Origin of the sequence: Allobosea sp. NPDC003192 (assembly GCF_050275675.1) — a bacterium.
Taxonomy (GTDB): domain Bacteria; phylum Pseudomonadota; class Alphaproteobacteria; order Rhizobiales; family Beijerinckiaceae; genus Allobosea.
In genome coordinates this window covers 90,064-102,872 of the sequence record NZ_JBNNPK010000008.1, presented here as the reverse complement: position 1 = coordinate 102,872, position 12,809 = coordinate 90,064, and the positions used below count along the sequence as shown (strand labels likewise).

12 protein-coding genes are annotated in these 12,809 nt (G+C 67.0%); 9 read left to right on the top strand and 3 right to left on the bottom strand.

Going from position 1 to position 12,809, the window contains the following annotated elements; all coding sequences use genetic code 11:
- Positions 1 to 6 precede the first annotated feature (6 nt).
- From ACQKLX_RS13080 to ACQKLX_RS13060, 5 genes are all read left to right on the top strand, one after another.
- The gene (locus tag ACQKLX_RS13080; RefSeq protein WP_427362000.1) at positions 7 to 1,203 is read left to right on the top strand and encodes an amidase; all 1,197 of its coding nucleotides are present in this window, start codon (positions 7 to 9) and stop codon (positions 1,201 to 1,203) included.
- Positions 1,204 to 1,315: 112 nt separating this feature from the next.
- Positions 1,316 to 1,948: a nitrile hydratase subunit alpha gene (nthA, locus tag ACQKLX_RS13075; RefSeq protein WP_427361999.1), complete on the top strand. Its 633-nt coding sequence runs from the start codon at positions 1,316 to 1,318 to the stop codon at positions 1,946 to 1,948.
- On the top strand, positions 1,945 to 2,604 hold the full coding sequence (gene nthB, locus ACQKLX_RS13070) for a nitrile hydratase subunit beta (RefSeq protein WP_427361998.1): 660 nt from the start codon (positions 1,945 to 1,947) through the stop codon (positions 2,602 to 2,604). Before nthA ends, nthB begins: the two co-directional genes overlap by 4 nt.
- Entirely contained in the window at positions 2,591 to 2,980 is a 390-nt protein-coding gene (locus ACQKLX_RS13065; RefSeq protein WP_171019571.1) for a nitrile hydratase accessory protein, read from the top strand. Before nthB ends, ACQKLX_RS13065 begins: the two co-directional genes overlap by 14 nt.
- 77 nt (positions 2,981 to 3,057) lie before the next feature.
- Positions 3,058 to 3,984, top strand: coding sequence for a DUF6454 family protein (locus ACQKLX_RS13060; protein WP_427361997.1), 927 nt, complete (start codon positions 3,058 to 3,060; stop codon positions 3,982 to 3,984).
- A gap of 148 nt (positions 3,985 to 4,132) precedes the next feature.
- Here ACQKLX_RS13060 and ACQKLX_RS13055 read toward each other — a convergent pair whose 3' ends face one another.
- Positions 4,133 to 5,149: a nickel/cobalt transporter gene (locus tag ACQKLX_RS13055; protein WP_427361996.1), complete on the bottom strand. Its 1,017-nt coding sequence runs from the start codon at positions 5,147 to 5,149 to the stop codon at positions 4,133 to 4,135.
- The gene (locus tag ACQKLX_RS13050; protein WP_427361995.1) at positions 5,140 to 5,790 is read right to left on the bottom strand and encodes a DUF1007 family protein; all 651 of its coding nucleotides are present in this window, start codon (positions 5,788 to 5,790) and stop codon (positions 5,140 to 5,142) included. The genes ACQKLX_RS13055 and ACQKLX_RS13050 overlap by 10 nt, the downstream gene beginning before the upstream one ends.
- A 280-nt stretch (positions 5,791 to 6,070) precedes the next feature.
- On the opposite strand from ACQKLX_RS13050, the gene ACQKLX_RS13045 reads away from it, so the two are divergent.
- The 4 genes from ACQKLX_RS13045 to ACQKLX_RS13030 all read left to right on the top strand — a co-directional run bounded on the left by ACQKLX_RS13045 (position 6,071) and on the right by ACQKLX_RS13030 (position 11,966).
- Positions 6,071 to 9,625, top strand: a complete 3,555-nt coding sequence (locus ACQKLX_RS13045; RefSeq protein ID WP_427361994.1) for an indolepyruvate ferredoxin oxidoreductase family protein — start codon at positions 6,071 to 6,073, stop codon at positions 9,623 to 9,625.
- A 78-nt stretch (positions 9,626 to 9,703) separates the two neighbouring features.
- Positions 9,704 to 10,297 (top strand): LysE family translocator, encoded by a 594-nt coding sequence (locus tag ACQKLX_RS13040; protein WP_427361993.1) that lies wholly within the window; start codon positions 9,704 to 9,706, stop codon positions 10,295 to 10,297.
- Positions 10,298 to 10,445: 148 nt separating this feature from the next.
- A complete protein-coding gene (locus ACQKLX_RS13035; RefSeq protein WP_427361992.1) occupies positions 10,446 to 11,120 on the top strand; it encodes a Crp/Fnr family transcriptional regulator in 675 nt (224 codons plus the stop codon).
- Positions 11,121 to 11,258: 138 nt separating this feature from the next.
- On the top strand, positions 11,259 to 11,966 hold the full coding sequence (locus tag ACQKLX_RS13030; protein ID WP_427361991.1) for a hypothetical protein: 708 nt from the start codon (positions 11,259 to 11,261) through the stop codon (positions 11,964 to 11,966).
- A gap of 177 nt (positions 11,967 to 12,143) precedes the next feature.
- Here ACQKLX_RS13030 and ACQKLX_RS13025 read toward each other — a convergent pair whose 3' ends face one another.
- Positions 12,144 to 12,785 carry a glutathione S-transferase family protein gene (locus ACQKLX_RS13025; RefSeq protein ID WP_427361990.1) on the bottom strand — a complete coding sequence of 214 codons (642 nt, stop codon included), beginning with the start codon at positions 12,783 to 12,785 and terminating at the stop codon, positions 12,144 to 12,146.
- Between the last annotated feature and the right edge of the window lie 24 nt (positions 12,786 to 12,809).

Here is a 12,809-nt window from a genome sequence, read left to right as displayed (position 1 = left end):
ACGACCATGATCGAGAACGACCCGTTCCGCTGCTTCGTGCCCTACCCCGAAGCGCTGGTGAAACATGCCTCCTCAGGCCCGCTCGCCGGGTTGACCCTCGCGGTCAAGGACCTGTTCGACGTCAAGGGCTACCCGACCGGAGCGGGCTCGCCGACCGTGCTGGCGCTGTCGGGCGTCAAGACCAAGACCGCGCCGATCGTGAAGGCGTTCCTGGAGGCCGGCGCCCGCTTCGTCGGCAAGACCCATACCGACGAGCTCGCCTTCTCGCTCAACGGCAAGAACGCGCATTTCGGCTCACCCGTGAATCCAGCCGCGCCTGACCGCATCACCGGCGGCTCCTCCTCCGGCTCGATGGCGGCGGTCGCCGGAAGGCTCGCCGATATCGGCCTCGGCTCCGACACCGGCGGCTCGGTCCGAGCGCCTGCCAGCTATGGCGGGCTGTTCGGCATCCGGCCAACGCACGGCCGGCTCTCGCTGAAACGTGCCTGGCCGCTGGCGGAGAGCCTGGATACCGCCGGCTTCTTCGCTCGGGACGGCGAGGTCTTTGCCCGCGCCGCCAATGCCGTCCTCGGCAAGGACAGGGTGACGCTGCCGGAGGCCCCACGCCTGCTCCTCGCAGACGACCTCTTCGCCCAGGCCGTGCCGGAGGCCGAGCGCATCCTGCGCAATGTCGTGCAACGCATCGTGCCGATCCTCGGCCAGCCCGAGACCGTGCGCGCCGTCAGCGACATGGACGCGCTCTACTGGGCCTTCCGCTGGATCCAGGGCCGCGAGGCCTGGGCTTCGGATGGCGCGATGATCGAGCGCCACGCCATGCCGCTCGGGCCGGGGGTTGCCGAGCGCTTCGCCTTCGGCAAGGCGGTCAGCGATGCCGAAGTCGCGCGCGGCGACAGCGTGCGCAAGGCGTTCCGCTCCAAGCTCGCCCGCCTGCTCGGCAAGGATGGCGTCTTGATGCTGCCGACGGTGCCCGACGTCGCGCCGCTGGTCAGCGCCGGCGAGCCCGAGCTCGAGGATTTCCGCAACCGTGCCCTGCGCCTGCTCTGTCTTGCCGGGCTCTCCGGCTTCCCGCAGATTTCGATCCCGGTCGCCCATCGCGACGACGCCCCGCTGGGCATGTCGGTGATCGGGCCGAAGGGCTCCGACAAGTCGCTCGTCGCCTTCGCTGTGAAGTTCGAGCGGGCGGCGCGGATCAGGCTGGCATAGGTTCGTCATTGCGAGCGAAGCGAAGCAATCCAGGCAAACGTAGAGCTCCACGACTCCTGGATTGCTTCGTCGCTTCGCTCCTCGCAATGACGGTGAGGACAAGGAGACGGCGATGAGCGGCCACGACCATCACCACCATCATGACCATGACCACGACAACCATTTCACCCCGATCGAGGCGCGGGTGAAGGCGCTGGAATCGCTGATGGTCGAGAAGGGCTATGTCGACCCCAGCGCGCTCGACGCGATCATCGACACCTATGAGACCAAGATCGGCCCGCGCAACGGCGCTCGCGTCGTCGCCAAGGCCTGGACCGATCCGGCCTATGCCGCACGCCTGAAGGCGGACGGCACCACCGCCGTCGCCGAGCTCGGCTATGGCGGGCGCGGCGGCGAGCACATCGTCGCCTGCTTCAATACGCCCGAGGAGCACAACCTCATCGTCTGCACCCTGTGCTCCTGCTATCCGTGGCCGGTGCTCGGCCTGCCGCCGGTCTGGTACAAATCGCCGCCCTATCGCGCCAAGGCGGTGATCGACCCGCGTGGCACGCTCGCCGATTTCGGCGTGACCTTGCCGGAAGGCCAGCGCATCCGCGTCTGGGATTCGACTGCGGAGACCCGCTTCATCGTCATCCCGATGCGCCCCGAGGGCACCGAGGGCTGGAGCGAGGACGAGCTGGCGTCGATCGTCAGCCGCGACTCGATGATCGGCGTCGGCCTGCCCTCCTCGGAGGATAAGCCATGAACAGCGCCCATGATCTCGGCGGCCAGATGGGCTTCGGCCCGGTCGTGCCTGAAAAGGACGAGCCGATCTTCCATGCCGATTGGGAGAAGAAGGTCCTGGCGATCAACGTCGCCGCCGGTGCGATGGGCGCCTGGACGATCGACGGCATCCGCCATGCCCGCGAGAGCCTGCCGCCGGCACAGTACCTGTCGTCGAGCTATTACCAGATCTGGCTGGCGGCGCTCGACAAGGTGCTGGTCCAGCATGGTTTCCTGAGCAAGGAGGAGCTGGCCTCCGGCGTCGCCGGCAGCACGCGCCGGGAGCCGAAGCGCGTCCTGAAAGGCGAGGAGGTTTCGACCGTCCTGCGCCGCGGCTTCCCCTATGAGCGCGAGGCGCCGGCTCCGGCCCGCTTCAAGGTCGGCGACAAGGTCCGCACCATCGTGATGCATCCGCAGCACCATACCCGCCTGCCGCGCTATGCCCGCGGCAAGCAGGGCGTGATCGAGCTCGTCACCGGCTGCCATGTCTTCCCCGACACCGGCGCCCATGGCGCGCCCGAAACGGCGCAATGGCTCTACACCGTCGTCTTCACCGGACCGGAACTCTGGGGCCGCGACGCCGATCCTACGACCACCGTCAGCATCGAGGCCTGGGAGAGCTATCTTGAGCCGGCCTGACGCTGCCCTGGCCGAGGCGCTCGCCGCCGGCACGCCGATCCCGCGCGATGCCGAGGGGCCGGTCTTCGCCGAGCCTTGGCAGGCGCAGGCCTTCGCCCTCGTCGTCGCCCTGCAGAACCGCGGCGTCTTCAGCGCCGACGAGTGGGCTCAGGCGCTCGGCGGCGAGATCCGCGAAGCCCTCGCCAATGGCGGCTGCCGCGACGGCTCCGATTATTACGAGCGCTGGTGCGAGGCGCTGGAACATCTGCTGATCGAGAAGGGCCTCGCCTCGCATGACGGCGTCGATGCCCGCGCCGCCGCCTGGGAGCGCGCTGCCGAGGCGACGCCGCATGGCAAGCCGATCCTGCTGGAGAATGACCCGCTGGCTCAGCACTGATCGGGCTTTGCAGCGCCGTCATGAAGCGCGATTATCCCGGCAACGCCCGATAATGGGGCAGCCGGAGGAGGATCGCGATGAAGACCGCAGTGATGGCGCTCGCAGCTATCGCGCTAGCGACGACGGCTGAGGCCGCTGATCCCGCGCTCAACACGCTGCTCCCGAAGCTGACGCGCGCGACGCAATGGACGCAAAAGGCCGCGATCGAGCTGCAGTTCCCGACGCACCATCCGCAGGGCATGGTCAAGATCGGCGATGCCTTCTTCATCTCCTCGGTCGAGATCCGGAAGCCGACGACACGCTACGCCGAGCCGAAGGACGGCTATGACCGCGACACCGGCGAGGGCACCGGCCATCTCTTCAAGGTCGATGCGCAGGGCAAGCTCATCGGCAGCGTCACGCTTGGCGAGGGCTCGGTCTATCATCCCGGCGGCATCGATTTCGACGGCAAGGACTTGTGGGTGCCGGTCGCCGAATACCGCCCTAACAGCCAGTCGATCGTCTACAAGGTTGACCCTGAGACGCTGAAGGCGACCGAGGTCTTCCGCTTCAAGGACCATGTCGGCGGCATCGTCCACAACACCGACGGCAAGTCACTGCACGGCGTCAGCTGGGGCTCGCGCCGCTTCTACGCCTGGCCGCTCGGCGCCGATGGCAAGGTCACCAACGCCGATGCCGCGCCGGAGAGCCTGCGCGTCGCCAATCCGGCGCTCTATATCGACTATCAGGACTGCCACTTCATCGGCATGAACCGGATGCTCTGCTCCGGCCTCAACAATTACCGCGCGAGCAAGGACGGCCCGGTCTTCCGCCTCGGCGGCTTCGAGACCGTCGACCTCAAGGACAACCGCCCGGTCTTCCAGCTGCCGATCGAGCTCTGGTCGCCATCGGGCCTCCCGATGACGCAGAACCCGTTCTGGGTCGAGCCCACGGCCGAAGGCGTGCGCGCCTACTTCATGCCGGATGACGACAAGTCGACCTTGTTCGTCTACGAGGCGAAGTGAAAGTTTCCCTTCTCCCCTCGGGGGAGAAGGTGGCAGCGCGAAGCGCTGACGGATGAGGGAAGGACAGGCGCAACCTGCCCTCGTCTAGCCCAGTCTAACCGCCCTCATCCCCCTGCCGGGACCTTCTCCCCCGAGGGGAGAAGGAGGCCTAACTCCCCTGCCCCGCGGCCCACAGGCCGAAGAACAAGGCCGCGCCCAGTACCGCGACGAAGGCTGCTGCCAGCACTTCGAGCCCGGCGATGATCCGGGCTCCCTTCAAGGAGCCGCCACCGGCGAAGCGCAGCGCCGCGAATTTGAAGAACACCGCCAGCGCGGCGAGCGCGCCGGTGGTCAGCGCCGTGCCGAGCGCCATGGCGAAGGTCGCGGCGATGCCGGCCCAGAGCAGGCCCTGCGCATTGGCGAAGACGAGGATGATCAGCGCACCAGCGCAGGGACGCAGGCCCGCCGCCAGCACGACACCGGCCATCTCGCGGACCGAGCGCAGGCGCGAGACCTCCTCGGCGCCAGGCATGTGGACATGGTCGCAGGTCGCGGAATCATGCGCCGCGCTGCCGCCGAGCGCGACGAGGTTGCCGGCCTTGCGCCAGAGCACATAGAGCCCGACCAGCCCGACCAGCGCGAAGCTGCCTTGCTCGATCACCCAGGTGGTCGAGGCCATGGTCTTCGCCGTCGCGTTCAGCGCCAGCGTCAGCGCCCCGACCAGCCCGATCGCGACCAGCGCCTGCACCAGTGCTGCGGCGAAGCTGAGGGCAAGGCCGCGCTTCAGGCTGCGGTTGTCGGCGACGATGTAGCCGGAAATCACCGCCTTGCCGTGGCCGGGGCCGGCGGCATGGAAGACACCATAGGCGAAGGCGAGCCCGAGCAGACCGGGCAGCGCCGCCGTCGATTGCGCGATGCTCTTCAGCGTCGCCGTCAGCTCGCGGTAGAAGCTCGACTGCCAGGCGAGGATGACCGCGCCGATGCCAGATGTCGCCGGGAGCGCCTCGCGCGGCAGCGCCGTGCCGAACGGGTTGCGCGGCGGCGGGGACGGAGGCGGAAAGTAGAGGCTGGCCAGCCAGGCGACCAGCCCGAGCGCGCCGGCGACCAGAGCGAGCGCCAGCAATGCGACGAGCAGCCGCCGCGGCCAGAGCGGCAGGCCCGGCGCGGCAGGCGCGCTCAGGGACATGCGACCAGCGCCCGAGTCGTTACCTGGTAAGCGCTCATATCAGGGGTCGCGGTGATGTCTTCCTGCGCCAGACGCTGCTGCGTCGCCGAATCGAGCTTGGGCGGGCGCATGATCCGGACGACGCAGCCCTTGGGCGCATCGCGCGCCGCGACCGCATCGGCCTCCTCGCCGATCTCGAAGGCGACGAAATAGGTGGGGTCGCCGATCTCGATGCCGAAGGAGCGGTTGGCCGTGGCCGGCGTCTTCAGCGGCAGCGTATAGGTCAGCGTCAGGATCTTGTTCTCGTAGGAGAGCGAGGCTTCGCCCGGCGTGCCGAATTCCTGCACCTTGCCGTTCGCCTTGGCGATGGTGAAGAAGCCGACATCCGGCAGGGATTCCATGTTGACCTTGGCGAGTTCGGTCAGTTCGTCCGGGGTGATCTTGCCGTCGCCGTTCTTGTCGAGGCCCTGGACCATATAGGCCGAATAGGCCTCGTCGAAGCTCCAGCGATGCCTGAGCGCCTTCACCGCGCCGCTGGCGTCATAGAGGATCTCGGTGCGGGAGGTCACGAAGACGTGCGGATGCGCCAGCGCCGGCAAGGCGAGGCCGAGCCAGGCCGCAACAGCAGCGAACAGCGTCAGAAGCGTCGAGTATCGCGGCACGCGGCAATTTCCTCGAATCTGCGACGAATCCGGCCGAGCCTTCATACAAAAGCGCGCTCGGCGCGCCTACCCTTGCAATCCCGTGCCGTGAGCCCTCTCGGCATCGCCCGCAAAGGCGGCCAAATCGCGGCACAGGCGGTGTCAGTCAGTCTGGAATCACCCCAGAGTGATTTGACGATATCACATCAGTTATGACAGCCTTGCTGACGTAATAACGAATTGGAGACCGGCGCTACCGGTCCCTATAGTCGATGGATATGCGATCGTCGGGAGGTCGGCCATGGCCGGTACGCAGCAGACTTCGCAAAGCGGCACGGCAAACGAGCCGGGGCTCAGAGCTGTTGCGCTCGACGACAAATACGACCTTTCCAAGCAGCAGATCTTCCTGACCGGCACGCAGGCGATCGCCCGCATGCTGCTGGTCCAGCATGAACGCGACCGGCGCGCCGGTCTGAATACAGCCGGCTTCGTCTCCGGCTATCGCGGCTCGCCGCTCGGCGGGCTCGACCAGCAGCTCCAGCGCGCCGGCAAGCAGCTCAAGCCCGCCAACATCGTCTTCCAGCCCGGCCTCAACGAGGACCTCGCCGCCACCGCGATCTGGGGCACGCAGCAGGCCGAGCTCTCCGGCGAAGGCAAATATGACGGCGTCTTCGCGCTCTGGTACGGCAAGGGCCCGGGCGTCGACCGCACCGGTGACGTCTTCCGCCACGGCAACATGGCCGGCACCTCGCGCCATGGCGGCGTGCTCTGCCTGATGGGCGACGACCACACCGCGGAATCCTCGACCAACGCCCACCAGACCGAGTTCGTGCTGGTCGACCGGATGATGCCGATCCTCAACCCGGCCGGCGTCCAGGAGATCATGGACTATTCCCTGCACGGCTTCGCGCTCTCGCGCTTCGCCGGTGTCTGGGTCGGCCTGAAATGCGTCAAGGACAACATCGAATCGACCGCCTCGGTCGACGGTTCGGTCGACCGGGTCAGCATCACCCTCCCCGATGATTTCGTGATGCCGCCGGGCGGGCTCAGCATCCGCCGCGAGCTCGACTTCCTCGACCAGGAGAAGCGGCTGCACCTGCACAAGCGCGCCGCGATCCTCGCCTACTTGCGCGCCAACAAGCTCAACCAGACCATCCTTTCCGGCGGGCAGGCACCGCGCATCGGCATCATCACCGTCGGAAAATCCTATCTCGACGTGCGCCAGGCGCTGGAGGAACTCGGCCTCGACGAGGTCCGCGCCAATGATCTCGGCATCCGCCTGTTCAAGATTGCCTGCCCCTGGCCGCTCGACCCGCAGGAGCTGAAGGATTTCGCTGCAGGCCTCGACCTCGTCATGGTCGTCGAGGAGAAGCGGTCGCTAATCGAGGTGCAGCTGCGCGAGGAGCTCTACGGCACCGCCCACCAGCCGATGGTGATCGGCAAGAAGGACGAGCGGGGCGAGTGGCTCTTTCCCGTCCATGGCGCGCTCGATCCCAACGACATCGCCATCGCGCTCGGCGCTCGCCTGCTCCAGTATCGCGACGATCCAGCGCTGAGAGCCCGCCTCGAGGAGATCGCTGCCGCGCAGGGCCGCCTCGCCGAGGCGATCGAAGTCGCCAAGCGCACGCCCTATTTCTGCTCGGGCTGCCCGCATAATTCCTCGACCGTCGTGCCCGAGGGCTCGCGCGCCTATGCCGGCATCGGCTGCCACTACATGGTGCAGTGGATGGACCGCGACACCGCCGGCTTCACCCAGATGGGCGGCGAAGGCGCCAACTGGGTCGGCGAAGCCCCGTTCTCGAAGCGCGGCCACGTCTTCCAGAATCTCGGCGACGGCACCTACACCCATTCCGGCTCGCTCGCGATCCGCTGGGCCGTCGCCTCCGGCGTCAACATCACCTACAAGCTGCTCTACAACGACGCGGTCGCGATGACCGGCGGCCAGCAGGCGGAAGGGCATCTCTCGCCCGACCAGATGGCGCGCCAGGTCGCGGCCGAGGGCGTCTCGCGCATCGCTGTCGTCTCCGACGATCCCGACAAATATCCGGCCGGCACGCTCTGGCCCCCCGGCACCACCCTGCACCATCGCGACGATCTCGACGCCGTCCAGCGCGAGCTTGCGACCGCCAGCGGCGTCTCGCTGCTGCTCTACGACCAGACCTGCGCTACCGAAAAACGCCGCCGGCGCAAGCGCGGCGCCTATCCCGATCCGGACAAGCGCGTCATCGTCAACGAGCTGGTCTGCGAGGGCTGTGGCGATTGCGGCGTCAAGTCGAACTGCGTCTCGGTGCAGCCGCTGGAAACCGAGTTCGGCCGCAAACGCCAGATCGACCAGTCGAACTGCAACAAGGACTTTTCCTGCGTGAAGGGCTTCTGCCCCTCCTTCGTCACCGTGCATGGCGCACGGCCGAAGAAGGCGGAGCCCCGCACGATGGATGCTTCCGCGCTCGGCGCCAGCGAGCTTCCAGAGCCCAAGGTCCCGGCGCTCGATCGCAACTTTGCTGTTGTCGTCACCGGCGTCGGCGGCACCGGCGTCGTCACCATCGGCGCGATCCTCGGCATGGCAGCCCACCTCGAAGGCAAGGGCTGCGGCATGATCGACATGGCCGGCCTCGCCCAGAAGGGCGGCGCCGTCTTCAGCCATGTCCGCCTCGCGCCGACGCCGGAGGAGATCCACGCCATCCGCGTCGCCGCCGGCCAGGCCGATCTCGTGCTCGGCTGCGACCTCACCGTCACCGGCTCGAAGAAGGTGCTGGGCGCGATCCGCCAGGGCCGCTCGGCCGTGGTCGTCAACACCGCCGAGGCGATGCCCGGCGACTTCACCCGCAACGCCGATTTCTCGCTGCCGACCGAGCGCCTGAAGCGCTCGATCGTCTCCACGGCCGGCCGCGACAGCACCCATCTCGTCGATGCGACCGCCGCAGCCGTCGCCTTCCTTGGCAATGCCATCGCCGCCAACATGTTCATGCTCGGCTACGCCTGGCAGTTCGGCGCGGTGCCGCTGTCCCGCGCTTCGCTGCTGCGGGCGATCGAGCTCAACGGCGAAGCCGTGGCGATGAACAAGCAGGCCTTCGAGCTCGGCCGCCGCGCTGCGCATGATCCGGCCGCGCTCGCCGCCATCCTCGCCGAGGCCAAGGCGCCGACGGAGGCGCGCCAGCTCTCGCAGGGCCTCGACGAGATCGTCGCCCGCCGCGTCGAGTTCCTGACCGGCTACCAGAACGCCGCCTATGCGGCGCGCTATCGCGAGCTGGTCGAAAAGGTGCGCGCCAAGGAAGCGAGCGTCCTCCCCGGCCAGAGCGCGCTGGCGGAAGCCGTCGCGCGCTATCTCTTCAAGCTGATGGCCTACAAGGACGAGTACGAGGTCGCCCGGCTCTACAGCGACGGCGCCTTCCGCAAGCAGCTCGCCGCGACCTTCGAGCAAGACAGCGCGACCGGCCAGCCGCTCCGCCTCGAATTCCACCTCGCCCCGCCCTTGCTGGCCAGACGCGATCCCAATACCGGCCTGCCGCGCAAGATGAGCTTCGGGCCGTGGATGCTGGGCGCCTTCGGCCTGCTGGCGAAACTGAAGGGGCTGCGCGGCACCGCCTTCGACGTCTTCGGCTACACGCAGGAGCGCAGGACCGAGCGCAAGCTGATCGCCGATTACGAGGCGCTGCTCGCCGAGATCCTCGGCAAGCTCTCGCCGCAGAATCATGCGCTCTGCGTTGTGCTTGCCGCGATCCCCGAGAAGATCCGCGGCTTCGGCCACGTCAAGGAGCGCCATCTCACCGCCGCCAAGGCCGAGGAGGCCGAATTGCTCAAGCGCTTGCGCGACGGCTCGGCCGAGGCGCTGGCGATGCCGAAGGCGGCGGAATAGTCGCACGAACGTTCAAGACCAGCGGCCTTTTTTACCGTTTTCCTCCGCCCGCGCTCCAGAACGGCGGCGGAGGATATCATGGACGGACTGGCCGGATTTCTGCTCGCCGGCGTCGCTCTCACCGGCAGCCCCGGCCCGGCAACGCTCAGCCTGACGGCGACCGGCGCCGCCTTCGGCATCCGCCGCGGCCTCGCCTATGGCGTCGGCATCACGCTCGGCATGCTCGCGGTGATGGCTCTGACCGCAAGCGGAGTCGTCGCGGTCGTGCTCACGCTGCCCGGCCTCGCACCGGTCGTCACCGTGCTGGCGGCGCTCTACTTCCTCTACCTCGCCTTTCGCATCGCGACTGCGCCACCACTGGCCGAAGCGAACGGCGATGCTGCTGCCCCGTCTTTCACCGCCGGCTTCACGCTCTCGCTCGTCAATCCCAAGGGCTATGCGGCGATGGCGGCTTTGTTCTCCGGCTTTGCCCTCCTGCCGCAGCAGCCGGCGGTCGATGCAGGCGTCAAGATCGGCCTGCTCTTCCTTGTCATCGCCATCGTCAATATCGGCTGGCTGCTCGCCGGTTCGGGCCTGACCGGGCTGTTCCGCGATCCCCGCAGCAACCGCATCGTCAACCTGATCTTCGCCGCCCTGCTGCTCCTGTCACTCGCCGCCGCGATCCGTTTCTGATTCGTCGGCCGCCGCCATCTCGCGGCAGCCCCGCACGACGCGGCTGGGCATCGGCGCAGAAGACGCGACCGCTGGACAGCTTGAGTTTACGCCCGGCCGGGCCGCATAGTGGCGCGATCCGCTCAAGTGACCGAAAGGCCGGCGAATCTTGATTTCCGAGGACGAGCTGCGCCGAATCGCCGCCTGGTCGAACGAGCTCGCGCCGGAGGAGTTCGAGGAAGCCAGGCGCGGCACCAGCATCAAGGCCTATGGCAAGGGCGCCTATGTCTGCCATGTCGGCGACCGGCTCGAATCCTGGACCGGCGTCGCCGATGGTCTGCTCAAGATGAGCACTACCTCGCGCAGCGGCAAATCGGCGACGCTGGCGGGGCTGCGCGGCGGCGCCTGGTTCGGCGAGGGCACGATCATCAAGAACGAGGCGCGGCGCTATGATCTCGTCGCGCTGCGCGAGAGCAAGGTCGCGCTGATGCGGCGCCAGACCTTCCTCTGGCTGTTCGAGCACTCGGCCGCCTTCAACCGCTTTCTGGTGCACCAGTTCAACGAGCGCCTCGCCCAGTTCATCGGCCTCGCCGAATACGACCGCATGCTGGGGGCGACGGGGCGCCTCGCCCGCAACCTCGCCTGGCTGTTCAACCCGATCCTCTATCCGAACAAGGATCGGACGCTGACGATCAGCCAAGAGGAACTCGGCCTGCTCGCCGGCATCTCCCGGCAGATGGCCAATCAGAGTCTCGCCAAACTGGCCGAGCTCGGCCTGGTCGAGGTCGGCCACAACGAGGTGACGATCCTCGATCTGGAGCGCCTCGCGCGCTACGAGGGATAGGCTGATACCGGTTGCCCTCGTTCATATCGGCAGCTTTTCGCGATGACGAGGGCGGAACTCGTTCCCGCTCTCTTGCTCACAGCACATGCTTGGCGATGCCTGCTGCGCGCTCAGGCGATACGATCCAGGCCAGCTATTGTGCAGCGGCTGGACTTGGCCTTTAGTCTTGGGCTCGCGAAGTCGTCCGTTCGCGATTGTCTTGATTTGCAGACAGAATCCCAGAAACCGGCAATAGATTTCAGACCGGATTGCTTTGAAGGGAAACGTCCGATGTTGAAGAAGATCAGCGTGATCGCCACCGTTTCGCTCGCCCTGGCAGGCTGCGCGACCACTCCGACGGTCACCAGCCAGACGGTCATCGTCGCCGGCGTCGGGCCGGTGGAAATCGAGCGGCTCGATGTCGAGGTCGCCGCGGTCGATCCCGCCAGACGCCGCGTGGTCATCAAGCAGGGCCGCCAGACATGGCCTGTCGCAGTGCCGGAGGTGTTCGGAAGCCTGGAGAATCTTCGCCCGGGCGACCGGGTCGAGGTTCGCCGCGTCGAGGGCGTGATCCTCGACGTCAAGCGGGCCCGGAAAGGCGCCAAGCCGGCGATCATCTACACCGAGGCCGCCGCCGACAACTCCTTCCAGAACCTGCCGGAACGCTTCGTCGTGCGGTCGCTGACGGTGACGGCGAGGTTCGAGAGTTTCGATCCGGCGACGAACATCGTCAGCTATGTCGGACCGGCCGGGCCGCGGACCCACGTCGTGGCCGATCCCGACATCCAGAATCAGCTGGGGCGCCTGAAGCGCGGTGATATGGTCGAACTGAGCTTCGCCGAAGCCTTTCTGCTCCAGAAGATCTGATCGCGTCCGCGCATCTGGCGGCGAGAGGCGGATCTTCCGATCCGGGGATTTCGAGCACGGCCGCCCGACAAGCGCTCGGTCGGCCGTATCGAGGTCGCGAACCGCGATCTTAGGCAGTACGAGGGGCAGGCAGAGCGCGCCGGAAGTGGTGTCTGCACACTGCCTAACTCTTCAACATCAGACCCATGCTTGCGGGATGTGCTCCTGCGCATGGGCACGCTGTACGGCTGGCCGAGCGATCATACGGTGCAGGTAGGCGCCCAATTGCGGTCGACTGGCAGCGGGGCGACGCATGCCACGCGACCAGCGGGCAAGCGTGAAGAGATATGCGTCGACGGCCGTGTAAGTATCGCCCAGGAACCAGGCGCCGCCATGCCGCGCCAACTCGTCCTCGACACGGTCGAATTGCGCATTCACGCGCTGCTCGGCCGCATCGCACACCTCCGCCTGCGCTTCCGCGGAAGCCGCAACCTTGTTGGGGTGCAGATAGAGAGACAGATTGGCGTGCAAGGCGGTCGTAAGCCACATCAGCCACTTGTAAAAATGCGGCCTGAGGGCACTGCCCTGCTCCGGCAAAAGCGATCCTCCGCCCTTCGCTTCAAGGAGGTGAAGGATAATGGCGACACTCTCATAGAGAACCAGATCGCCATCTTCTAGGACGGGGACAAGCCCGTCGGGATGCAGCATGAGATAAGACGGGCTCTTGTTCGGCCCCTTGTGCAAATTCACGAACGACAGTTCATAGTCCAAGCCAATTCCTTCAATGACGATGTGCGTGGCGAGGCTGATGAACCCTGGATAATAGTGAAGGCGCAACATCCCGGGTCCGCCGTTTCGCTCATT